Raw genomic sequence first — 22985 nt, forward strand, 5'->3', positions numbered from 1 at the left:
TTCAACTTTCAAAGTAATTATCACAAATTCATAAAAATTTATTCGAATTAACACGTTCTATTTAAAACAAGGGGGAAGGACGAAAGTAGTTTCGCCGGTTTCTTCATAGGGATGTGCTTCAACTTTCACATTCGAAAGAGATTCAATTGAGTTTCTTACATCATGCACTTTATGCAATAATCGCCAAAACGCAACATATGCAACCTTCAATTTTTAGGGATTCATTTGATAGAACCATCAAGTATCCACTTTGCATTCGTACAATGTCGTTCACTTTATTACAACATTATTTTAAAGGTATGTGTGTACGTAACTTTATTTCAACTCTTTAATTGCTTTAGAAACGACTTTCACAACTGTTTCAATATCTTCATCTGAAATATTTAATGGTGGTGCGATTGTTAATATGTTATTATAGCCTGCCACTGTTACGCCGTTCTTATTAATAATGACGCCGTTCTCTTTACTTTTCGCAATGACTTCATTCACTAGTTTTACATCAAGCGGCTCTTTTGTAGCTTGATCTTTCACAAGTTCAATTCCAATCAGCAATCCTTTTCCTCGCACATTGCCAACATACGGTGCATTTTTCAACTCATCTTGGAATGCTTTCAACATTTCAGCACCTTTTACCGCTGAACGTTCGAATAGATTTTCTTCTAGCATAATATCAATATTTTTAATCGCTACTGCACATGCTGCTGGATTTCCGCCGAACGTATTCACATGGCGGAAGAAATCATATTCTCCACTATCTTTAAAGGCTTCATAAATTTCCCGTTTCACCGCAGTTGCTGATAAAGGTAGATAAGCACTCGTAATACCTTTTGCCATCGTAATGATATCTGGTTTAACGCCGTAGTTCATAAAGCCAAATGGTTTTCCAGTGCGGCCGAATCCGCAAATCACTTCATCAACAATCATTAATGCTCCGTGCTTTTTACATACCGCTTCGATTCCTTTTAAATAGTTTTCTGGAGGAATGAGGATGCCGCCCCCTGTAATAATTGGCTCTAAAATCATTGCCGCAATTGTTTCGCTGAACTCCCAAGTCATGACTTTGTCGACTTCTTTTACACTTGGAATTTCAAGTGGGTCTGTATAATGATCTTCATTGTTGCGATAAGAATCAGGCGGTGTTACATGAATGAATCCTGGTGCTAATGGCTCGTAACGGTATTTTCGTTCTGCTTGACCAGTTGCTGCCAGTGAGCCCATAGAGTTCCCATGATAGGCACGGTAGCGGGAGACGATTTTCCAGCGGGATGACTCGCCTTTTTGATGGTGATATTGTCTTGCGATTTTAAAGGCTGTTTCATTTGCCTCAGAACCACTATTGGAGAAGAAAATGACATAGTCATCGCCTAACAGCTCATTAATTTTTTCTGCTAACTCAATAGCTGGTGCATGGGAAAAGGATAGTGGCGTGTACGCATTTTTTATCATTTGATCATATGCTGCTTTCGCTAACTCTTCCCGACCATATCCAACATTCACACACCAAAGCCCTGCCATCGCATCGATATACTCTTTTCCGTCCACATCAACAACTCTTGCGCCCGTTGATTTTTCAATTACAAAGGTTGCATTAGGGTTGTATGGTTTCATGGAGTGCCACACATATTTTTCATCTTTTGCCAACAACTCTTTCCCAGCATTTGTACTTAACATTTCATCACGCTCCTATTCATTACTTTCATCATTCCGCTTACAAAAGAAACCCTTTTCAAAAATCAATAGAATGCTAGCTAGAAAGGCACTTGTTGTATGTATATTATGAATGGGAAGTAGGTGTTTTTCATTGAACAAAACGTTAAATAAAATTCAAAATATTGTACAAAACGTAAAAATAACTCCCCTCCGCTCTTGTCGTAAAAGGCTTTTCAAAAAATGTAAAAAGCCGACCAAAAAATGTAAAACTTTTTGGTCAGGCTCAAATCTTATCAATAAATATCTTTTTTAATCTCTCCCACCAATGGTCACACTCGTCGCAATATATCTGCGACGAAAGCAGAGCGAGCCATAAAAGAGACCCATCAAAATGACTTTTCATGCGCTCCCTTTCTTCATCGGCACTAAAAACTTTCTTGCAAGTAGCATAAATTCTAATGCAAGCCTTTTTTCACCATTCATAAAATCTTCCCCTAGTAAACTTTCTATCTTTCGAATGCGGTGATACAACGTTTGCCGTACTATATATAACCTTCTTGCGGTTTCCTGTTTCGAACCATTCGTTTGCAAATACACTTCTAACGTTTCAAGCAATTGGCCATTGTTCTTTTCATCAAACTCAATTAACGGTTGCAAATAATCTTCTACCATTTGCTCTAAATCTACATGTTTTTGCAAATTATAAATCAATCGGAATAAATGCAAATCATCATAAAATTGAGCAGGTGTCCCTACTTTTCTTTTAATATATAACGTATCCAACGCCGTCTGAAAGCTATCATGCATGCATTGCAGATCATTGATGATTTTTCCTACAGCAAATTGGAAAGAAGATGGATGAATTTTCGCTAACACTTCAGAATTTCCCAGTTTGCTCAGGGCTTCTTTCATTCGCTCTTTCATTGAACCTTCTCTTTTATTTAACAAGATAAAAATAATATACTTTTTCTTTTCTATAATTAATGTTAAAAATCCGTACTGTTCGAAAATAGACCGCCCTAATAATTTGTAGTAAGTAATATCAAGTTTCTGCTGTGAGAAAGATTCATTAAATTGGGTGATAAATACCGCTCCGCCTTGTAAAGAAAGGCTTGGCCATTGCGAAAATAGGTAGTGATGAATTTCATCCTTTGAATGCTTCCCTTCAATCCATCCCTCTATCCAGTGAGCGTCCTCCATTCCCTTTTTCTCTTCCACATATAATTTTCGAATAAAAAGTTGGCCAAGGGCAGTCGCTGTTCTGTCCAAAATGAGTGTTTCGAATTCAGTTATAGAAGTTTTCTTTTCTACTAACATCACTTCTGCATATTTATGTTCAAATAGATGGATAGGTTGCACGAGTAGTTTTTGAACATATGATTCTTCTTCTAACTTCTGCAACAAACAAGCTTTATGTTTTTTCGAAGTGTTTGGATATAAAATGGGTTCTTGTCCATCAATTTTCAAGACAAGTGGTTTTTCTAAATATTTATAAGTAATTTTCAAGATTTCTTCCGGTTGCTGTGCGTACAATGTTTCTTTATTCAACTTTTCGGAATAGCTCTCTAGCTTTGAAACCATCGCATATTGCCTATTAATAATGAGGGAATGCAGTTCTTGCGTAATTTCTATAAAGGCCACTTCTTCTTTAAAAACAATGATGGGAAAGGCATGCTCATCTGCAAGTTGAACCACTTCATAAGGCACTTGTTGAATATATTGCCCATATTCAATACAAAGAGCCGCGCAATTGGATTCAATTAGCCCTTTTACAAAATATAAAAATTTATCTACATCATTTTGGATGCCCAGTCCAGTCGTTAATACAAGCTCATTGCCTTTTACAAAGTTTTCAACATTGACAATTTCTAAAATATGTACCCACTTAATGACATTGTGTAAACCCAATCTTCCTGCAATCACTTCCGCTTTTTGAAAATGTTTGTTGTGCAAAATATCTTGAACTTGCATGGAATAATGATTCAATGGCTATCCCTCCTTATTTATTTATATTGTTAAAACGTTGTTTAATAGAACAAAACTAACAAATTTTCAGCATAATAGAGAAATAATATAAATTTTTGTAGTTACGATATGTATAATGATACTTGAAAGTATTTAACAAAGTGTCTATATTTTTCTGAATTTTATAAATGTTAAATTTATTATACCTATACACTAATCCCTTTCTAGGTGTATAGGTATTTTTTGTATAAGGGGTGAATGTATGTTTGCAGATTATGTATTTTATGATGGAGAAGTGATCACAGTAGATCGGTTTGATTCAGTCGTTGATTGTGTTTGTGTAAAAGGAAGAAAAATTCTTGCAACAGGTGAATACAATTCTCTCCAACACTTGATAGGTCCAAATACAAAACGGATTCGTTTAAATGGAAGATCTCTTCTTCCAGGGTTTAATGATGCCCATTTACATCTTGTTTTATATGGAGTAAATCAACTAGCCATCAATTGCAAAGAATCTGGAATGGACTCCTTAGAAGCCATTCTTCATGCCTTATCAGAAAAGGCGAAAAGCACTCCCCCCGGAAGATGGATTCGAGCATGGGGATTTAATGAAAGAAAAGTAACAGAACAGCGCTACCCTACACTGGAAGAATTAGATGCCATCTCAACAGAACACCCTATTATCATTACTAGAACATGTGGCCACATTTCCTTTGTCAATAGCAAAGCATTGAAACTTGCAAATATTGATCAACACACACCTAATCCTCAAGGAGGTATCATTGAAAAAGATCAAAACGGCCATTTTACTGGTCGACTTATTGAAGCAGCAAATATGGAAATGAATCAAGTTGCCAGCTATACGGAAGAAGAGTTGTTAAAAGCGATTGAAATTGCCAATCGGGATTTTTTAGCAGCTGGCATAACAAGTGTTGGTGAAGCTGGAGCGTTTAACGCGGATAGTTTTCGAGCACTCCAAATTGCGAGTCAACAAGGCTTGTTGCAATTACGAATATATGCATTATTAGGTTCATTAGTTGATTCAAAAGACTTTCTAAAGAAAATCATAGCCTCTGGAACGCTCACTGGGACAGGCAATGAATGGTTCAAATTAGGACCCGTTAAATTATTTTTGGATGGTAGCAGCACTGGCCCAACCATTGCAACGCGTGAAGGATATACAAGTAATCCAGCAAATCATGGCATTCTCTATTACTCTGAAGAAGAGATTTATAACATTTTAGGACATGCTCATAAACTGGGGTATCAAATTACCGTACATGCTCAAGGAGATAAGGCAATTGAAATGTATTTGAATGTTGTTGAGCGAGCATTGAAAGAACACCCGCGAAAAGATCATCGCCATCGTATTGAACATGCTGGCATTTCGACTCCAGATTTGCAAAAGCGAATAAAGGAACTAGGCTTGATTCCTGTTCCAAATCCGCCATTCCATTATGAGTTTGGTGAATCGTATATCCACAATTACGGAGAGCGAGTTCGTTACATGTACCCCGCTCGAGATTTCATTGATCAAGGCATTCTGGCAGCAGCTGGTTCAGACTCCCCTGTTACAGACTACAATCCTTTAATTGGAATTCATACAGCAGTGAATCGTAAAACGAGCGAAGGGACGCCGATTGGAGAAAATCAATCCATCAACGTTTTAGAAGCAATCAGAATGTATACTTACAACGGTGCTTATGCCTCCTTTGAAGAGCACATAAAAGGTAGCATCGAACCAGGAAAACTTGCTGATCTCGTTGTGCTAAATGATAGCATTTTGAATATTCATCCTCATCACATTAAAGATTTACAAGTGGATTTAACAATGATTGATGGAAACATTCTTTATCAGAGAAAGGATTCAAAGGAGGTAGGATTCTATGAAGTACATTAAATTGTTGCTGATTATTCCTTTTATTGGGATGATTGTCTGTCTCCCAATGGTGAATCGCATTGAACCTTATGTATTTGGCTTGCCTTTTTTATTATTTTGGATTGTGTTTTGGATGATTCTTTCATCAGTCATCATGGCCATTATTTATCGATTTGATCCAGATAATAAGGAAGGTGAAGCTGAATGAATACTTCATTAATCATTATTTTTGCCTTTGCCCTATTCGCTTTGTATTTAGGGATTCGTTCATCTCGCGGGAAAGATATTAATTTAGATGAATTTGCTGTCGGTAATAAAGGTTTCGGAACGCTATTTGTGTTCTTGTTAATTGCTGGGGAAGTTTATACAACATTTACGTTCTTAGGAGGTAGTGGTTGGGCATATTCTAATGGTGCAGCAGCCTTTTATGTCCCTGCTTATATTTGCTTGGCGTACGTGTTATCCTATTGGCTCATTCCAAAAGTTTGGCGATATTCAAAAGATCATCACATTATTTCTCAGCCAAGCTATTTTGCATCCTTTTATAAAAGTACAGCTTTAGGGATTATCGTTGCGATTCTCGGAACAGCCGCTCTCGTTCCTTATATTATGATTCAATTAAAAGGTTTAGGGATTATTGTATCAGAGGCATCTTATGGCGCAATCTCCCCTGCTATCGCAAGTACAATTGGAGCGGTTATTGTAACAACGTACGTCATTATTTCAGGTATGCACGGTTCTGCTTGGACAGCCGTTGTGAAAGATATAATGATTCTAGCCGTGATTATCTTCTTAGGGCTATATATTCCTTATCATTACTTCGGTGGAATCCGACCATTGTTTGAAGCTGTACAAGCTACACAGCCAGAAAAATTAACACTTGCAGATTCCGGTTTTAGTATTTCTTGGTTTATTTCAACTGTGTTATTAAACGCACTCGGCTTTTATTTGCTTCCAAACTCGTTCTCTGTCGCGTTAACGGCTAACAGTGAAAAAGCATTACGGAAGAATGCGATTACATTGCCACTCTATACATTATTATTATTGTTCGCCTTTTTCATCGGCTTTGCGGCAATCGTGCAAATACCTGGATTGCAAGGTTCTGAAGGAGATTTGTCGTTATTGCGTTTATCCATTCAAACTTTTGACCCTTGGGTAATTGGAGTCGTTGGTGCAGCTGGATTATTAACAGCGTTAGTTCCTGCTTCCGTTATGTTAAATTCCGCTTCCATTGGTCTTACAACAGGAATTTACCGTGTCATTAATCCAAATGCTAGCGAACGAAAGCAATTGCTCCTATCCAAAATACTTATCGTTGTTATCGTCATCATCGCCCTTTACTTCGCTGTAAATGGTAGTGATGCTCTAGCGATGTTAAACATTTTATCGTATGCGATTATTACGCAATTAGCACCTGGACTGTTGTTTAGCTTCTCAAAGAAACCATTGTTGAATAAGTACGGGGTTATTGCAGGGATCTTAGCTGCGGTTGCAGTGATTTTCTACATGAGTTTAACAGGAGCTAAGATTGCAACCTTCTTCCCTAACGTTCCAACATTTATTAACGACATTAGTACAGGCATGCTTGCTCTAATCCTGAACTTCATTGTTGCCATTTGCGTGAGTTTGCTAACGAAAAGTTTGGTGAAGGAAAAAGAGGAAGAAGCGGTATTGCAACAAAGCCCTGCACAACTAGAGGAAACATCTATCACAAAATAATTTGATTGGAGGAATGGAATATGAAAGTTTGTAATGCAAATCGACTTCGTGAAACGATTGAAGCTTTTGCAGAGATTGGGAAAACGAAAAATAATGGTGTAACGCGCCTATCCCTCTCTAAAGAAGATATTGAAGCACGAAAATATTTTATTAAATGCTGTGAAGAGTTAGGAATGTCCATAAAAATTGATGACATGGCCAATATTTATGCCACACTGCCAGGTAAAAAGGATCTTCCTCCTATCCTTATGGGTTCGCATCTAGATTCTGTTGAAAAAGGCGGTCGTTTCGATGGAGTTTTAGGAGTGGTGACACCGTTAGAAGTCGTTCGCACTTTGAAAGATTTAAACATAGAACTAGAATTTCCAATTATACTTGTGAACTTCACGAATGAAGAGGGCGCCCGCTTTGACCCAGCGATGATGAGTTCTGGCGTACTGACAGGGAAATTTGATAAAGAAAAAATGCTGAAATCCACAGATAAAAACGGCATTACTTTTGGAGAAGCTCTCGAAAATAGCGGATTTAAAGGTGATGAGCAAAACCGTTTGAAAGAAGGAACAGCCTTTATCGAACTTCATATTGAACAAGGTCCTGTCCTTGAGTCCGAACAGAAAGAAATTGGAGTGGTTGAAGGCGTCGTTGGAATGGTGTGCTACGAAATTACAGTGAAAGGTGAATCCAACCATGCCGGTACTTTCCCAATGAAACATCGAAAGGATGCCCTCTTCTTAGCGGCTGATTTAATTACGCATTTAAAACAAGAACTCGGAAAACTTGATGAAGAACTCGTGTATACAATGGGGCGAGTCAATGTGCATCCAAACATTCATACAGTGGTGCCAAATCTAGTGAAATTTACGCTAGAATCTCGCCATAAAGATCCGAACGTCATTAAACAAGTGGAAACAATCATTCACTCACTCCCTACCGAGTCGAATGGATGTACCGTTAGCTTTGAGAAGCTTTGGGGCCGTGATACAGTTCCATTTGATGAAACGATTGTAAATACAATTGAATCCGTAAGCAAATCATTAGGATATTCTACTAGAAGAATGTACAGCGGGGCTGGCCACGATGCGCAGTTTATTGCAAGCATTGTTCCAACAGCGATGATTTTTGTACCGAGTGTAGGTGGACGCAGCCACTGTGAAGAAGAGTTAACTTACTACGAAGATTGTTATAAAGGTGCCAACGTATTGTTGCAAACTTTACTTTCCCTTCACGATCACTATTTATCAAAATATTCATCAGCTTCGAAAAATCAATAAAAATACCTTGGGGCTGTCCAGAAAGTCGATCACTTTCTGAACAGCCTTACTTCTTATGGTAATATTCTCTAAAAACTTTGCTCCTGCGGTGGTCATATCAAAATATCACTATCCTCGTCGCAACTGTCAGCATTTTAGCATAATGTATTGCCAATTGTTTTAATTCCTATTTCTTCGCGATTTTTAGCAACGGCGGCACCACCACTGCTGTAGCTACTGCTGCCAGCGTGGCTTCGGCAATGCCATTGGTGAAAAACACCGTTAACACGGCAGCTATAACGCCAAGCACGCTATCCACTTTCATTGCTTGCGCATAAGCGTCATGGAACACTAAAGCAATAGACCCCATAATCAAAAACGTATGTAAAACCGTAGTCAATAGTCCCGTTAAAAATAAAGATACTTTCAGATTGGATTTCATCTTTGCCAAAACTTTTTGAAGGAACTTATAAAGAAAATATGGAAGAATACCGACTATCACCCTTGGCACAATGGCAATAAATAGCGCCCATAAACTGCCTTGGCTTGTCCCTAACACAGGGATTGCCGGTGAAAAAGCGAAAGATAATAAGGTTGGTGCAATTGTATTCGTAATAACACTTGAAATTCCAAAGGCAAGTCCGAGAAAAGCCCCAATTCTTGGCCCTAAAATAATAGAAGCAATAATGATTGGAATATGAATAATTGTAGCTTTAATCACACCTAAATGAATAAATCCAATGGGTGTAAGCGCAAATAATAAAATGATTGCTAAAAATACGGTTGTTAGCGTAAAATCTCTTATTCTCATAACTAATCCCCTTTTTATAACGATCTAGTATGAAACGGTTACTCTAAGATTTTCCCATGAATGCTCGAAATTGTCATTCATAAAATATTTCACTATTGAATTCATCTTTTAAGAATTTGCATTGAACAATGGATTTTCTACCAATCTTCTCTATATTAAGATAATTTATCGATACTAATGGACGCGGCATTCTTTAAAAATTGGCCGCATTGTTCTCTGTAAAGAAAACCTACAGGATCTCATAAAAAAAGCCGCCTAGAAAGGAAATACCCTCTCTAGACAGCCTCATAAGGGGGAATTTTATATTTTTACTTAGGAAAGCAAAGAACCTATTACCCCAAATGAAAAATTATTTTGTATTGTCATTGCTAGGGAATGCAAATGTAACTTTTGATTCTGTATCCACATCAAGCCATTTTTCAGAAATTGTTTTTCTCTTCGTGTAGAAGTTCGCTTGATCTGGACCGAACATGACACCTGTACCGAAATTTGAACGTTTCCAACCAGCGAAGTTGTGATAACCTACTGGAATTGGGATTGGCACGTTGACACCAACCATTCCTACTTCGATTTCGTCTTGGAACTTGCGAGCAGCTGCACCATTGTTCGTAAAGATTGTCACCCCATTGCCAAGCTCATGGGAATTAATGATATCAATTGCTTCTTGTAAAGAATCTGCTCTCACCACAATTCGTACAGGGCCGAATACCTCATATTTAAAGATTTCCATATCTGGCGTCACTTCATCTAGTAAAGTTGGACCTAAATAGAAACCATTTAAAGTTTTCAAGATTTCAGGATTTCTGCCATCTGTTACAAGTTTTGCTCCTTCTTTTAGGCTTCGCTCAAGATAGCCAAGAATCGTTTCTTTTGATTCTTTCGAAATAACCGGACCGAAGTCTACATTATCGTCTGTATATGGACCTACTTTTAATTTCTCGATTTTTTCTTTTAAGATGGCAACGAGTTTATCTGCCGTTTCTTTCCCCACTGGAATTACTCCTGATAGTGCCATACAACGCTGGGAAGCTGCACCATAAGCCGCTCCAATAAATGCATTTGCCGCCTTTTCTAAATCCGCATCTGGCATGACAATCATAAAGTTTTTACCGCCGCCAAGCGCCGCTACCCGCTTATTATATTTCGTTCCAGTGTGATAAATATACTCCGCAATTGGTGTTGAACCTACAAAGTGAATCGCTTGTACTGTATCGTTTTCTAGCAATTCATTTACCGCCTCTTTATCTCCATTAATAACCGTCCATACACCATCTGGTAATCCTGCTTCTTTCCAAAGGTTTGAAATATATAGCGCAGAAATCGGCACTTTTTCTGATGGTTTTAAAATAACGGCATTTCCTACGGCAACCGCCATACTTGTTTGAGCAAGCGGCACCATAACTGGGAAGTTAAACGGTGAAATAGCTGCCACAACTCCAAGAGGATCTTTGCGGGAGAATGCATTAATATCGCCACCTACATTTACGGAATACTCCCCTTTTACCATGTGTGGAGCATTAATCGCTAAATCTACTGATTCTAAACCGCGCTGAATTTCTCCACGAGCGTCTTCTTTCGTCTTACCGCTTTCCTCACAAATAATTTCGATTAATTCTTCTTGGTTTTCTGCAATCAGTTGGCGGAATCTTTGCACAATCTCAGATCTTTTTCCGCCAGACATCGCCTTCCATTTTGGAAAAGCATTTTTCGCCACTTCAATCGCATGTCGAACTTCTTCTCGAGTCGCAAGTGGTACGCGTGCAATAACTTCTCCTGTGCACGGATTGTACACATTCGAAAAACGGCCACTTGTTCCAGGCACTAACGAACCATTTATAAAATGTTGTAACTCACGAATTTTTTGTTCAACTGCCATATTATACACCCCTTGTATTGTTTAATTTAAATATTCTCTTCCTCCAAATATGTCCAGCTGTTGTCCTGTTACCCATAACTGTAATGGAAACGGAATGAAAATGTAATGGACAGATAGTAAACAACAAAATGAATTTATTTAACAGAATGTATAAGTTCATTGATTGATAGAGTCATGACTCCACTCTTTCAATACGGCTTGCGTAAGACCATAGATGTAGAGAAAAATACACCTGCCGCTCATTAAAAGCTTATTATGTTCCTACTATAATCATTCTTGTGTTAATAATCATTCATCCATTAAGCAACTCGGAGGTTTAATAATAGAAAAAAATGGGCTCAAAAGACATGAAGTGGTTAAAAATCATCCATGTGTTTCTAGTAGTAGTCTTTTTCGGAGGCATTTTAAGTTCGATGGTATTAAATTTACATATTGATTTCACAAAATATGATGAATCCTATCTCGGCTATAAAAATATGATTATCCTTAGCGATTATATCGTTCGATTGGGTGCTGTAGGGACTTTATTAATCGGATTTGTTTACGGTTTTTTCACCAATTGGGGATTTTTAAGCATCGATGGGTTGGCGTTAAATTTGTTCTATATATCATCCAAACAATCGTCGGTATTTTTATTGTTGACGAATTAATGGTGAGAAATATGGAAATGTTGGAAGAGCAAAGAGAAATGGCAATCAGCAATCCAACTTTCGTTCAAAACCATAAGGTCATGCAATCTGCAGTGTTCTTCCAAATCACCGTAACCATTTTCATCTTCGTTATTTCGTACTTAAAACCTTGGCGGAAGAAAAAAGTTCAAGCGAAACAAAGTTAAAACTACAAAAAAGCGTGGCCGTTGAAACCGCGCTTTTTTATTTTATACTGTGGAAACATCCATATCATTACAATGGATGTAGCTTTAAAATAAAAGTAAACCCCTCACTTGTTCTTTCGTAACGACTGCACCAAAGTACATCAACCTCTCAAAGAAAGCTTGAAATTTACATTCCCATTTCGACTTATATCCATTTACGGTTTCATCCTGTAAACCTTGATAAACACAACTACCAAAGGACATCTGGATTTATTTATATCTGCCGACGACCGCTGTCATAGCACCAATCATTAAACGATAAAGTAGTGTAAGAGAATTCCTGATTCCGAGGTGATGAGTTTGAGCAACTATAAAAAAGCAGCTCTTCAAAAATTGATGGATTTGAAAATTGATATTGCCTTCCAAAAGGTGATTGGCTGGGAACAGCATCATAACGTGACGCTCACTTTTTTAAATGAGATCCTGAACCGAGAGCCGAGACAAAAGATTCAACGCATCACCGTTCCATCCAATTACTTTTATGAAGAAAATATACTAGCACCCGTCCATTTTATCGGTATAACAAAAGACAGCAAAAAAATGCATATATTAATTAACTTTTTTAATCGTTTCGATATTGTAAAACGCTCTCTTTATTACGCAACGAAAGCCTATGCAGAACAAAGCGAAAACGACTTGCAACCTGTTATTTTCATCAATCTTTTAAGCTATGAATTATTCAATCAAACCGAAAACTTTCATACGGTTTATCTTTTGCAAGAGAAACATACTAGCACTCCCCTCCCCGATGTATTCGAATTGCATTTCATCGAATATCCAAAAATAATACGGAATTTTGAAGCGAAAAAAATCGATCCTTGGAACGACGCAAAGGCAAGATGGCTTTTACTGCTCGCAATCGTTGACCATCGCAATGGAAATGTATATAACGACATTTATAAAGAGTTAGATCTAATCTCTTTAAGGGATGACCACATTCGAGCAGCGTTGAATCGTTGGAAAGAGTTAAGCCAGTCAAAAGATGAAATGGAAGTCTATGAGGAACGCTTGAAACAAACACTTGAAGAGGAGGTGGAAGTGCGGGAAGCAAAACGTCGGGAAGATGAAGCCTTTGAAAAAGGAGCAAAAAAGCTGCAAATGGAAATTGCAAAAAAAATGCTTGCAGAACAAATGGATATCCAATCCATTTCAAAAATCACTGGGCTATCTCTGAAGGAGATTCAAGAATTAAGGTAGTTATATTCTTCAAAGCATGCGTGTTGTTCTGTTGAAATAAACTATTGTCGATGATGGGGTTATTTATTTGGACTGATGGTTCTAAAGGCGTTCGTTTTTGCAACGCTTTTTATTTTTGCCTTCGTTCTCTAATCTTCCCTCTACAATTTACCAAATATCTATAGAAACGTAGAAATCATAATATTTTATCCCCCTCTGTTCATATTTCTCAATGTCTACTAGTTGACTAATACGAATATGTAATGATAGTCTATCTCTTGATTTTAATTTATTGAATATTAATAATCTTCTAAATTTATATCCTATGATTGCTTAATGATAAATCAGTCTATGGGGAGGGATTTTAGATGAACAAATGGCTTTTTAGCATGTTAGTCATCTTAACAACCTTTTTAATGGGTTCATCTTTTGCTATCGGTAAGATTGGCCTTTCATATACAACACCGCTTTTATTAGTCGGCATACGTTTTTCTTTAGCAGGAGTGATTATGGCCATCGCTGTTCGATTATTAAGAATCCCTCATCCTAAAGCCTTTTTCCAATGGATCAAAATCGCTGTCATCGGTTCCTTTCAAACAGCTGGCGTTATGTCATGTATCTTTCTCAGCTTAAGGACAATTTCAGCGGGGCAATCTTCCATATTAACATTTATGAACCCACTTTTAGTCGTTATCTTTGGAACGATTTTTATGAAATTATCGTATAGCCTACGCCAATGGACAGGTGTGATATTAGGTTTTATTGGCGTATTCATAACCCTTGGGGCGAAGTTAAGTTTTGAAATCGGGTCGATTCTCGCCTATCTATCTGCAGTTTCATGGGCAATTGGCACATTGCTCATAAAAAAATGGGGAAATGAATTTAATACATGGGTATTGACGGCCTATCAAATGTTATTTGGCGGCATCATATTGTTAATGGGAAGTCTGATTTTAGAAAATCCCTACTTCCGAATAACCGGCACATCCATTTCTATCGTATTGTGGCTCGCCATTATGGCATCCATCGTCCAATTTGCAGGCTGGTTTTATTTGCTTCAAAAAGGCGATCCCGGCAAAACTAGCGCCTTTTTGTTCTTGGCACCATTTTTCGGGGTTCTTTCTGGATGGTTAATATTAGATGAAACGATTAATTGGTATGTGACCATCGGAGGTCTTTGCATATTTACTGGAATCTTCTTAGTGAACTGGACTAGCAGCAGGAAGATGGAGGCTGGCTCCTTGGAAACTTCATTAAATAAATAAAAATATTTCTTTTTCATGCCAAATAAAATCAATGGGCATTGCAGTTTCATTTACTTTCTGTTATGCCCCTCTATCATTCTTTTAATCAGCCAATCTTATAAATATCTCCGAACTCTTTTACAGTATTCTTCATATTTTTCCCATATATTTTTCTCAAAGATGCCTCTTCTAACTTCACTTGCCGATTAAAAAGCCATCCTCCAGCTAAGTCGTACAATAATTTTATCCAGTTTGGCATGATGAAAAATATCCCTGCTAATACCATTCCAAAAGATGTATAAATGGGATTGCGGCTAATCGCAAAAGCCCCTTTTGTGATGAGTTCACCAGGCTTTTCTTCATCAATCCCGACCCTGAAACTTTTCCCGAATGAAATTAAGCTCCACAAGAATAACATTATTCCCAATATACATAAAACGACACCAACCCAACTGACAATCCCGTTATAAAACAGCCTTGCGCCTAATTTCGGAAAACCGAACACTTCGGCGAAAATGAGATAGAAATACAATAATGCAAAAGGCGGAATCAAGAAATCCTTCTTATCCAGCTCTCCGAATCGAAACACTTTGATTCCCTTTTTCCCAAGCATTTTCGCACGAATAATGACCAATATAATCAATGAAAGCAATGTTAAAATTGCAAAATATCCTTGCACCGCAGCCTCACCTTTTTTATCCCATGGCTACAAAAACCTGATACTCCCCTATTTCATTTCTTCCACTTTAAACCTTCACACTGTTTTTAATTTTTCCGGTGCCGTTTTTCTCGGATCTGAAATATAGATTTCTTTATGTTTTTTTTCTTCCCGCTTTAAGTTATTTTCTGCACAATACGGTTCCATCCGTTCGAAAGTTCCCATTCATCATCGACTGCCGATATGCATTCCTTGTACACATAACCCTTCCGAAATCGTTTCAAATTGAACTTGGTTGACATCCAAATCCGGTTTTTTCTTCTTCACCGTATCCCGCGCATATTGAAACAATTCTTCCGTTACAAAATCCGGTTGCCGAATCATTAATTTATACACGAGATGATTTTTATCCAAATAATCTAATCTTTCGTTCTCCCCTCTTCATCCAAATCCCAATGCCCTTCCAATGGAAACACGGTATATTCATAATACCCTTCCGGCGTAATCCCCTTTTTCGGCATCATTCGAATCGCATAGGATAAAGCATAAAGAATTTCGATATGTTCTTGAAATGGTTTCCGTTCGGATTTCCCTTGCCATCAATCGTAAAAAATTTCATTGGTGGCACATGAATAGTGGTTGGTTGCGTGCCGGGCAAGTAAAGTCTTTTAAATGTTTTCTCCATTCAAATTTACTCATTTATTGTCACTCTCTTCTTACAAAACATTTTATCTTCTGTTAATATCAATATTATTAGCGGAAACGGATTAAAATCATTCACTGAAGAAACACTTTCACTCAAATGATTGACACAATCAGGAAATTCTTTGCATTTTAGCTACAATGGATATAAGAATCTTAGACAATACCTAGTTATGAGTACAATACTAAAATCGATAATCGCTAAAGAAAGGGATTAAGGATGACAAATATTCTCCTCATCTTAGTTTTACAGTTGATTTATGTTCCATTGCTTACATTGCGCACAATCTTTTTAGTCAAAAACTTAACGTTCCTAGCAGCAATGATTGGAACGTTAGAAATGCTCATTTACGTCTTTGGGCTTTCCCTCGTATTCAGCGGGGATCAAAGTTTTCTTGCAATGATTGTATATGCAGTCGGCTTTGGATTAGGTATCTTTTTAGGAACGAAAATTGAAAATAAATTAGCGATTGGTTACGTGTATGTAACCATCAATACTCAAACGAAAAACCATGAATTAATCAATACACTCCGCTCCAACGGTTTTGCTGTTACAACCTACGTTGGTGAAGGACGAGACAGCGAACGTTACAAATATGAGATTTTAGCAAAACGAAATCGTGAGAAAGAGCTCTTTGAACTCGTTAACTCCATCGAGCCAAAAGCATTCATTATTTCCTATGAACCGAAATCCTTTAAAGGCGGTTTCCTTGTTGATCGAATGAAAAAACATAAAAATCATTCATAACAAATTCATTTTGAGACAGCGAAGATTGCGGAATCTTGTCTCGACAACCGCAGAAGCAAAGAGTAAAAGATTATTGGACAAGTGGGGGTGTCTAGAAAGTTATACGACTTTCTAGACACTCCTATAATATGCTTTTATCCTACATATCGGCGTAATATGCGATCCACCGATGGACCATATGATTCCCCAAACATATTTAAATGTACTAATAAATAATAGAGTTGATACAATTCTTTGCGCTCTTCATATTCTGGTGAAAGCGGAAATACCGATTGATATGCCTCGTAAAATCGTCGAGAAAAACCACCGAATAATTCCGTAAAAGCAAGTTCCATTTCATGATCTCCGAATAGGATTGCAGGGTCAATTAAATACGGAACCCCTTCCGGACCCGTCATCCAATTACCTCCCCACAAATCCCCATGCAATAAGCAAGACTTTGGTGTTCTCGGAATCCACTCATCTAATCTCTCCATCAGTTTTACAAGCATTTTTTCGCGTGTCTGTCCCATCGTACCTGAATCTTTTCCCCGCTTCCATTGGCCAACTAAACGCACGTCCCGATAATATTCCACCCAATCATCCATCAATCGATTTTGTTGCGGCAACTTCCCAATATAACTTTCCCCTTCTAAACCATATCCTTTTGCATCGGCAAGGTGAAGTGCTGCTAGACGTTCTCCTAATAGCACATCCGTTTCATAAGTCTTTTTCCCTTCAATCCACTCTAGCCAAAGCATGGGAATGCCTTCTATTTCTAAGCAACCTAATACATTTGGTACATTGATTGTACCGGTCCCCTGAATCATCTTTAGCCCGCGCTCTTCAAATTGGAAAAAGCCGATATTCATTTGTTGATTCAGCTTTACAAAATATTCATGTTGATTTGTTAGCACATAATAAGCTTTATTAATATCGCCGCCGGATACTGGATGAATTTCTTGAATTTTTTCGTGGGGTGAAATCGTTTGTAATCCTTTTTTTATCATCGTAATCAATTTGACCACCCTTATCATTGTTCTATTGATTAATACTATCCTCATATAAAAATAATAAATCAAAATTACTACGGTTTCTTTTCTAATGTTCTTTTTTAAGATACAAACAATATAGTCAAGTCTTTCACCCATATAAAATTATCTTTTCTGAAATAATAATCACAGTTCTTTTTCACTACTTTTTTTGGGATTGTTTATATTTTCCTTCCTTATTATTCCAATATAGATAAACTCTATAATCTCGTTGATTTTCAACTGATTATCAATAACGTTAATGAGGTTAAATAGAACGATTATGAGTTTTCTTATGAATATCTTTTTATATTTGTTATCATTATGATAGTATATTTATCCCATAAAAATTGAAAAATTATGAAATTATAAAATTCCGAAAATAAATATTTTGATAGATACTCTAGGAAATTTACTTTTTCCTTTAGAGAGGAAGATTCATATTATCCAATATAGTTTAGGGCTGATTGGGACTCTATACACGATTATTGCCCTTCATTATACGTTAAACATTAGTTTTTCATTAAAAAATGTATTTTATATCATGCTTTTTATTGTGCTTCCCTCCCTCATCTCATATTATTTTTTTCCTGTTTGGGTTTGGATTTTTATATCATTCATTACGATTTGTGTTGTATTTTTCTATATTACGAGAACAACTAAAGCTCTCTATCATGTGTTATTACTAATTATTGGACAAATGATTTCATACTCTCTAACGAAAATTTTCATGTTGCCAATTGTGTTAAACGCTTTCGCTTGGCTAGAGCATGTTTTTATGATTCTATTAAATGTAATCTTTGTATATATTTTCTTCAAGCGATTAAATAAAGGAATTGAATTTACTAATTTCACTATGAATATGCAATTATTTATTTTTTTTATTTTATGTTCCTCATTCATGGTGTTTCTGATAAACATTTTTTTTAGCACATTAATGATAGATAGTTTTTGGATATATGTTTATTTTTTTACACAATTTTTGTATCTCGTTATTCTATTGACAGTGCTGTATTTGTTGCAACGTCAATTCCACAAAAATCAGCATTTAAAGATGGAAATGATGAAACAGAATCAGTTGTCAAACTATATTGTTGCTCTTGAAACAATTAATGAAGATATGAAGCATTTTCGCCATGATTATGCTAATATCCTCTTTACACTGCAAACATTTATCGAAACAGAAGACATACAAGGATTAAAACATTATTTCCAATCTCGAATCTTAAAAGTAGAACAGCAAACACTCCTAACCAACAAAGCATTTTGCCAAATTAAAAACTTAAAGCTCATGGAGTTAAAGGGGTTAATCGCTTCAAAACTGCTCATTGCTGAACAATTAGGGATAAATGTTCATCTAGAAATTCCGGAAGAGGTCCATACAGCTCCCGCTGATATGATTGACTTATCACGAATCATTGGAATCTTAATTGATAACGCAATTGAAGCAAGTGAAAAAGCATCTACTAAACAAATTCAAATTGGATTCATTCAAACTCCTTCATCAATGTTAATTGTCATAAAAAATACTTTTGATGAAATGCCGGATATGAATCTATTATTTAAAGGATATTATTCTACAAAAGGGGAAGGACGCGGAATCGGACTTGTCAATGTAAGAAAACTATTGCATAAATACCCGAATGCAACTATGAATACTCGCATCGAAAATGGATGGTTTATCCAAGAATTAGAATTTCGCTAGACGGAGGTGCCGAGTGTGAATATTGTAATTTGTGAAGATAACTATGAACATCGACAATTTATTCAATCTCAAATTTTAAAATATTCAACTTTTCATGAACCTAGTATAGAAATTGTATTATCTACAGGGCATGCCGAGGATGTGTTAAGTTTTATTGAAGAGCAACGAGGGGATTGTTATTTTCTCGACATTGAGCTAAATAATGAAAAGATGAGGGGTTTAGAGTTAGCTGCTGCAATACGCAAAAAAGATCCATTGACCAACATTATTTTTATTACACAACACGCAGATCAACTTCAACTTACTTTTTCGTATAAAATCGCTGCATTGGACTTTATCGTAAAAGATAGCCCCACTCTACTATCAAAACAAATTATCGATGCTTTAAAAGTGGCCTTCGAGCGTTATAAACAACTGGGTGAATCGAAGGAAGAACCCATTTTCCAAATTAAAATAGGAGAAAAAATTAAAAATATTTTATTGGACGATATTTACTATTTTGAAACATCCCATATCATTCATAAAATCATGCTCTATGAAAAAAATGGCTGTTATGAGTATTATGGGAAACTAAAAGAAATTGAGAAAATTGATGACCGCTTTTTCCGATGCCACAAAAGTTACGTCATCAATTTACAGCATGTAAAAGAAATAAATAAAAAAGAGCGCATTGTCATTATGACAAATGGCGGTATATGCCAAGTTTCTCATCGCAATTTGCGTCTTATGCAAAGACGGTTAGATGAATTTTTATGCAATTGTTTAGAAAAACAGAAAATCGAAGCTTGATCCACTTAACCTTAAGTCGTCAGGTTGATTAAAAAATCAGCGCCTCCGAATTGTTTTGCTTGCATTAACCAAATCGGAGGCGCATTTTTTTCGTATTTTAATCATTGCATCTATTCTTCTTTATGCTCTTCTTCGTTCTCACCAAAAATTGTCACAATCTCGTCAGATTTTTTACGATCTTTTCCTTTTGGCAGTTCATCAAAATAACCAAATTGCACCATGCCTACAATTCGTTCTCCAGGCTTTACTCCTAGTGCTTTACGAAAATCTGGTTTATCTAAAAATTCCGGAGTTTTCCAACAAGATCCAATGCCGTAATCCCATGCTAGAAGCATCATATTTTGAATGAGTGCACATGCTGCTGCAAAGTCTTCTAATCGTTCCTTTTGGCGAGGGTCTTCTGGAACAATCACAAACACATAACCACCTGGTGTTGTGAATTTTTGCATGCGTTTTTCTACTTCTTCCTCCGAAAGCGTTCTCCAATCCGGAATCGTTGTATTGCGCAGTAAATCATGAAGTTGGAACAGTTCTTTACCACATGCCACGACAAGTCGCCAAGGTTCACGGTTTTGATGATTTGGCGCCCAAACGGCATCATCTATAATTTGCAATAAATCCGCTCGATCTACAGGCTGTCCGTTGAATTTTTTAATCGATCGTCTTCCGATAATGGCTTCTCTTACCGTTAACGCTTGTTCATTCATTCGTTCATTACTCTCCTTAAAAATATAGGTTGAACTTTATTACGTTTATCTCCAAACAACCTTATCACAAAACTTGTTGAATTTAAATATCCATTATTAGAGCCTCTATTCTTTATTATATAACACACTTCCTATTCGGTCGAAAACGTTAATAGAATATATCATCTATTTTAAAGAAATAATATTGTATATTTGGCGTATAGGCATATGAATTGGAATAATCATAGTGTCGGTCCGCACTAGGTCCTGTATGGGCATGAACGTAAGGAACACCATCAATCACGCTTGTCACAATAGTGCTATGATCGATGACTCCATTCCCTTGAAAGTCATAAAAAATTACATCTCCAGGTTCTAATTCGGAAGGAGTATAAACACGCTTAGCCGTTAACCCTGCTTTAGAACTCTCCAAATACCATCTTAAACTATGAGCAACCGCCCAACTATAACTCCATGTTTCATTTGGATAATAGTATTCTCTCGCTCCAACTTTCCAGCCATCCGTAATCCACCAACCCTTGTTTCGATTCGGATAACCTGACATCGGAGCTCCTCCTGCACGCAGCGCTTGTGATAAAAAATTTGTACAATCCACTGTAAAAATAGGATAATTTGGATTAAACGAATCCCACCAAGTTCTTGCATAATCGACAGCTGCTTGCCGATTGTAATAAATTGCTATTTTCTTACCTCCTTTTTTCCATCATCTTATGAATAAATCGCTGTTTTCTGAACTTCCTACATATTGTTCTAATCAAGAAAAAATTGTAAAATTCTGATACAATATTATTTATGAATATCTATGTATCCACATTATTTTCATGGTAAATTTTTGAAATTTCATCATATATTTATTAGGGAATTCTTTTGAATTATGGATTGAGAGGATGTTGACATTGGTGCAGCATGCTGAAAGAGAAATTTTTGAGTGGACTAGTTTATGCGATAAAAAGGGAAATTTAAATCCTGCTGCTATTGGTTATGCTAGAAAACCAATTATCGAATGTAATTTATCTGGACATTTTATGCGAAAGAAGAAATGGAATTATTGGTGTTGTTACGGAGAAGATGTATTATTTTCTGTTACGATCTGTCATTTTGATTACGCTGTTTCTTGCTTTATTTACTTTCTAGAATATGAAACTCAACGTTTCTTTGAAAAAACCGTTACAATTCCATTAGGCGTTGTAAAAAAATTAAAAATGCCAACTCGTGTACTTGAACCAATTCGATTTACAAACAGCGAAATCAATGTCAATATCTCTTATTTTCAAAATCAAACATTGCTAGCGGTCAGTTGCGATAACTTTGATAACGAGCCCCTAAATGTTAATTTGAAGATATTGCATCCTGTTGGCGACGAATCGTTGAATGTCGTCGTGCCATGGAACCGCCACACTTTTCAATTTACCGCAAAGCATCACATACTGCCGACGAAAGGATTTATCAAACTTGGAAATAAGCGATATGAGTTTCATGAGGAAGAATGTTTTAGCGTATTGGATTTTGGAAGAGGTGTCTGGCCACGGGAAGTGATATGGAATTGGGCAAATGCTTCCCAGCGACTTCGCAATAAGCGAGTAGGGTTAAATTTTGGAGGTAAGTGGACGGACGGTACAGGCATGACGGAAAACGCTGTATTCGTAGATGGAAAAATGACAAAAATCCATGAAGACGTCATTTTTGAATATGATCGCTCTAATTTCAAAAAACCTTGGTACATTACAACAAAGTTTACCGACTCCATTATGCTCACATTCCATCCATTTTTTGAAAGGGTAGCAAAAACGGATTTAAAGCTTGTGCAATCAGAAGTGCATCAGCTAGTTGGCTATTATAACGGTAAAGTCAAATTGGAAGATGGAAGTACCCTCATCATTCAACAAATGTTAGGCTGCATTGAGGAACATGTTGCTAAGTGGTAACAAAAGTGAATTAAAAGCTTATGTTGATGCTTTTCTACTGACTGACGCTTACGTATTTTCACAAAACAATTGCAACGATGTAAACCACCGCACGAAAAGATTGAATAAAAGAATTTGAGCCTGACCAAAAGTTTGGCACTTTTCGGTTAGGCTCTTTTTTCATTTAATTTACATGATTAATTGTTTATTTTCATTCGCCAAAATAGAATTGGAAACTTTTACCTTGCTCTTCCCACCTAATTGTTCCATCACAATTTCACCAATTTTTCTCTTCCAGTTACCTTTTCAATCTTGAAA

At 36.7% G+C, this 22985-nt stretch carries 22 protein-coding genes; 12 read left to right on the top strand and 10 right to left on the bottom strand.

What is annotated here, in order from left to right:
• Nucleotides 1–315 precede the first annotated feature (315 nt).
• Together NSU17_RS06075 and NSU17_RS06080 are read right to left on the bottom strand one after the other, a co-directional pair.
• Nucleotides 316–1671, bottom strand: a complete 1356-nt coding sequence (locus NSU17_RS06075) for an aspartate aminotransferase family protein (RefSeq protein WP_340704583.1) — start codon at nt 1669–1671, stop codon at nt 316–318.
• Between the two features lie 378 nt (nt 1672–2049).
• On the bottom strand, nt 2050–3636 hold the full coding sequence (locus tag NSU17_RS06080) for a PucR family transcriptional regulator (protein WP_340704584.1): 1587 nt from the start codon (nt 3634–3636) through the stop codon (nt 2050–2052).
• Nucleotides 3637–3877: 241 nt separating this feature from the next.
• Here NSU17_RS06080 and NSU17_RS06085 point away from each other — a divergent pair, with 241 nt between their 5' ends.
• From NSU17_RS06085 to NSU17_RS06100, 4 genes are read left to right on the top strand one after another with little or no spacing between them, the layout of a single operon-like run.
• The gene (locus NSU17_RS06085; RefSeq protein WP_340704585.1) at nt 3878–5515 is read left to right on the top strand and encodes an amidohydrolase; all 1638 of its coding nucleotides are present in this window, start codon (nt 3878–3880) and stop codon (nt 5513–5515) included.
• A complete protein-coding gene (locus tag NSU17_RS06090) occupies nt 5502–5702 on the top strand; it encodes a DUF3311 domain-containing protein (protein WP_016838801.1) in 201 nt (66 codons plus the stop codon). Before NSU17_RS06085 ends, NSU17_RS06090 begins: the two co-directional genes overlap by 14 nt.
• The gene (locus NSU17_RS06095; protein ID WP_016838800.1) at nt 5699–7213 is read left to right on the top strand and encodes a sodium:solute symporter family protein; all 1515 of its coding nucleotides are present in this window, start codon (nt 5699–5701) and stop codon (nt 7211–7213) included. The genes NSU17_RS06090 and NSU17_RS06095 overlap by 4 nt, the downstream gene beginning before the upstream one ends.
• A 20-nt stretch (nt 7214–7233) precedes the next feature.
• Nucleotides 7234–8484: a Zn-dependent hydrolase gene (locus tag NSU17_RS06100; RefSeq protein ID WP_340704586.1), complete on the top strand. Its 1251-nt coding sequence runs from the start codon at nt 7234–7236 to the stop codon at nt 8482–8484.
• A 166-nt stretch (nt 8485–8650) separates the two neighbouring features.
• Here NSU17_RS06100 and NSU17_RS06105 read toward each other — a convergent pair whose 3' ends face one another.
• Nucleotides 8651–9274, bottom strand: coding sequence for an ECF transporter S component (locus tag NSU17_RS06105; RefSeq protein ID WP_340704587.1), 624 nt, complete (start codon nt 9272–9274; stop codon nt 8651–8653).
• 349 nt (nt 9275–9623) lie between these two features.
• Nucleotides 9624–11150, bottom strand: a complete 1527-nt coding sequence (locus tag NSU17_RS06110; protein WP_016838796.1) for a CoA-acylating methylmalonate-semialdehyde dehydrogenase — start codon at nt 11148–11150, stop codon at nt 9624–9626.
• Nucleotides 11151–11497: 347 nt separating this feature from the next.
• Between NSU17_RS06110 and NSU17_RS06115 the strand changes: the two genes are divergently transcribed.
• The 4 genes from NSU17_RS06115 (at nt 11498) to NSU17_RS06130 (ending at nt 14465) form a co-directional block, all read left to right on the top strand.
• Nucleotides 11498–11800 (top strand): hypothetical protein, encoded by a 303-nt coding sequence (locus NSU17_RS06115; RefSeq protein ID WP_340704588.1) that lies wholly within the window; start codon nt 11498–11500, stop codon nt 11798–11800.
• A gap of 11 nt (nt 11801–11811) precedes the next feature.
• On the top strand, nt 11812–11985 hold the full coding sequence (locus tag NSU17_RS06120; RefSeq protein WP_340704589.1) for a hypothetical protein: 174 nt from the start codon (nt 11812–11814) through the stop codon (nt 11983–11985).
• Between the two features lie 339 nt (nt 11986–12324).
• Entirely contained in the window at nt 12325–13221 is an 897-nt protein-coding gene (locus tag NSU17_RS06125) for an Rpn family recombination-promoting nuclease/putative transposase (protein ID WP_340433379.1), read from the top strand.
• A 347-nt stretch (nt 13222–13568) separates the two neighbouring features.
• A complete protein-coding gene (locus NSU17_RS06130; RefSeq protein ID WP_340704590.1) occupies nt 13569–14465 on the top strand; it encodes a DMT family transporter in 897 nt (298 codons plus the stop codon).
• Between the two features lie 85 nt (nt 14466–14550).
• Here the strand turns inward: NSU17_RS06130 and NSU17_RS06135 are convergent, their stop codons facing one another.
• From NSU17_RS06135 to NSU17_RS06145, 3 genes are all read right to left on the bottom strand, one after another.
• Nucleotides 14551–15123 carry a methyltransferase family protein gene (locus NSU17_RS06135; protein WP_340704591.1) on the bottom strand — a complete coding sequence of 191 codons (573 nt, stop codon included), beginning with the start codon at nt 15121–15123 and terminating at the stop codon, nt 14551–14553.
• A 75-nt stretch (nt 15124–15198) separates the two neighbouring features.
• A complete protein-coding gene (locus NSU17_RS06140; protein WP_340704592.1) occupies nt 15199–15327 on the bottom strand; it encodes a hypothetical protein in 129 nt (42 codons plus the stop codon).
• A gap of 3 nt (nt 15328–15330) precedes the next feature.
• A complete protein-coding gene (locus tag NSU17_RS06145; RefSeq protein ID WP_232019902.1) occupies nt 15331–15516 on the bottom strand; it encodes a hypothetical protein in 186 nt (61 codons plus the stop codon).
• 508 nt (nt 15517–16024) lie between these two features.
• Between NSU17_RS06145 and NSU17_RS06150 the strand changes: the two genes are divergently transcribed.
• The gene (locus NSU17_RS06150; RefSeq protein WP_016838790.1) at nt 16025–16552 is read left to right on the top strand and encodes a DUF2179 domain-containing protein; all 528 of its coding nucleotides are present in this window, start codon (nt 16025–16027) and stop codon (nt 16550–16552) included.
• Nucleotides 16553–16686: 134 nt separating this feature from the next.
• On the opposite strand, the gene NSU17_RS06155 is transcribed toward NSU17_RS06150, so the two are convergent.
• Entirely contained in the window at nt 16687–17541 is an 855-nt protein-coding gene (locus NSU17_RS06155) for a fructosamine kinase family protein (RefSeq protein ID WP_340705484.1), read from the bottom strand.
• 1084 nt (nt 17542–18625) lie between these two features.
• On the opposite strand from NSU17_RS06155, the gene NSU17_RS06160 reads away from it, so the two are divergent.
• Both NSU17_RS06160 and NSU17_RS06165 read left to right on the top strand, forming a co-directional pair.
• Complete coding sequence (locus NSU17_RS06160) at nt 18626–19267, top strand: sensor histidine kinase (protein WP_157782654.1); 642 nt, start codon at nt 18626–18628, stop codon at nt 19265–19267.
• Nucleotides 19268–19282: 15 nt separating this feature from the next.
• Nucleotides 19283–20056, top strand: coding sequence for a LytR/AlgR family response regulator transcription factor (locus NSU17_RS06165; protein WP_340704593.1), 774 nt, complete (start codon nt 19283–19285; stop codon nt 20054–20056).
• Between the two features lie 110 nt (nt 20057–20166).
• Here NSU17_RS06165 and NSU17_RS06170 read toward each other — a convergent pair whose 3' ends face one another.
• Both NSU17_RS06170 and NSU17_RS06175 read right to left on the bottom strand, forming a co-directional pair.
• A complete protein-coding gene (locus NSU17_RS06170; RefSeq protein ID WP_016838786.1) occupies nt 20167–20763 on the bottom strand; it encodes a nitroreductase family protein in 597 nt (198 codons plus the stop codon).
• Nucleotides 20764–20911: 148 nt separating this feature from the next.
• The gene (locus NSU17_RS06175) at nt 20912–21445 is read right to left on the bottom strand and encodes an amidase domain-containing protein (protein WP_340705485.1); all 534 of its coding nucleotides are present in this window, start codon (nt 21443–21445) and stop codon (nt 20912–20914) included.
• Between the two features lie 214 nt (nt 21446–21659).
• Between NSU17_RS06175 and NSU17_RS06180 the strand changes: the two genes are divergently transcribed.
• Nucleotides 21660–22688: a DUF2804 domain-containing protein gene (locus NSU17_RS06180; RefSeq protein ID WP_168411886.1), complete on the top strand. Its 1029-nt coding sequence runs from the start codon at nt 21660–21662 to the stop codon at nt 22686–22688.
• Nucleotides 22689–22985: the final 297 nt, after the last annotated feature.

The sequence above is a fragment of the Ureibacillus sp. FSL K6-2830 genome, from assembly GCF_038004145.1.
Classification (GTDB): domain Bacteria; phylum Bacillota; class Bacilli; order Bacillales_A; family Planococcaceae; genus Ureibacillus; species Ureibacillus thermosphaericus.

What these genes read in the sequence shown, in the direction of transcription:
- NSU17_RS06075 (WP_340704583.1), bottom strand. Translation starts at nt 1,671, where the DNA reads ATGTTAAGTACAAATGCTGGGAAAGAGTTGTTGGCAAAAGATGAAAAA.
- NSU17_RS06085 (WP_340704585.1), top strand. Translation starts at nt 3,878, where the DNA reads ATGTTTGCAGATTATGTATTTTATGATGGAGAAGTGATCACAGTAGAT.
- NSU17_RS06090 (WP_016838801.1), top strand. Translation starts at nt 5,502, where the DNA reads ATGAAGTACATTAAATTGTTGCTGATTATTCCTTTTATTGGGATGATT.
- NSU17_RS06095 (WP_016838800.1), top strand. Translation starts at nt 5,699, where the DNA reads ATGAATACTTCATTAATCATTATTTTTGCCTTTGCCCTATTCGCTTTG.
- NSU17_RS06100 (WP_340704586.1), top strand. Translation starts at nt 7,234, where the DNA reads ATGAAAGTTTGTAATGCAAATCGACTTCGTGAAACGATTGAAGCTTTT.
- NSU17_RS06105 (WP_340704587.1), bottom strand. Translation starts at nt 9,274, where the DNA reads ATGAGAATAAGAGATTTTACGCTAACAACCGTATTTTTAGCAATCATT.
- NSU17_RS06110 (WP_016838796.1), bottom strand. Translation starts at nt 11,150, where the DNA reads ATGGCAGTTGAACAAAAAATTCGTGAGTTACAACATTTTATAAATGGT.
- NSU17_RS06115 (WP_340704588.1), top strand. Translation starts at nt 11,498, where the DNA reads ATGAAGTGGTTAAAAATCATCCATGTGTTTCTAGTAGTAGTCTTTTTC.
- NSU17_RS06120 (WP_340704589.1), top strand. Translation starts at nt 11,812, where the DNA reads ATGGAAATGTTGGAAGAGCAAAGAGAAATGGCAATCAGCAATCCAACT.
- NSU17_RS06130 (WP_340704590.1), top strand. Translation starts at nt 13,569, where the DNA reads ATGAACAAATGGCTTTTTAGCATGTTAGTCATCTTAACAACCTTTTTA.
- NSU17_RS06140 (WP_340704592.1), bottom strand. Translation starts at nt 15,327, where the DNA reads ATGGGAACTTTCGAACGGATGGAACCGTATTGTGCAGAAAATAACTTA.
- NSU17_RS06150 (WP_016838790.1), top strand. Translation starts at nt 16,025, where the DNA reads ATGACAAATATTCTCCTCATCTTAGTTTTACAGTTGATTTATGTTCCA.
- NSU17_RS06155 (WP_340705484.1), bottom strand. Translation starts at nt 17,541, where the DNA reads ATGATAAAAAAAGGATTACAAACGATTTCACCCCACGAAAAAATTCAA.
- NSU17_RS06160 (WP_157782654.1), top strand. Translation starts at nt 18,626, where the DNA reads ATGAAACAGAATCAGTTGTCAAACTATATTGTTGCTCTTGAAACAATT.
- NSU17_RS06170 (WP_016838786.1), bottom strand. Translation starts at nt 20,763, where the DNA reads ATGAATGAACAAGCGTTAACGGTAAGAGAAGCCATTATCGGAAGACGA.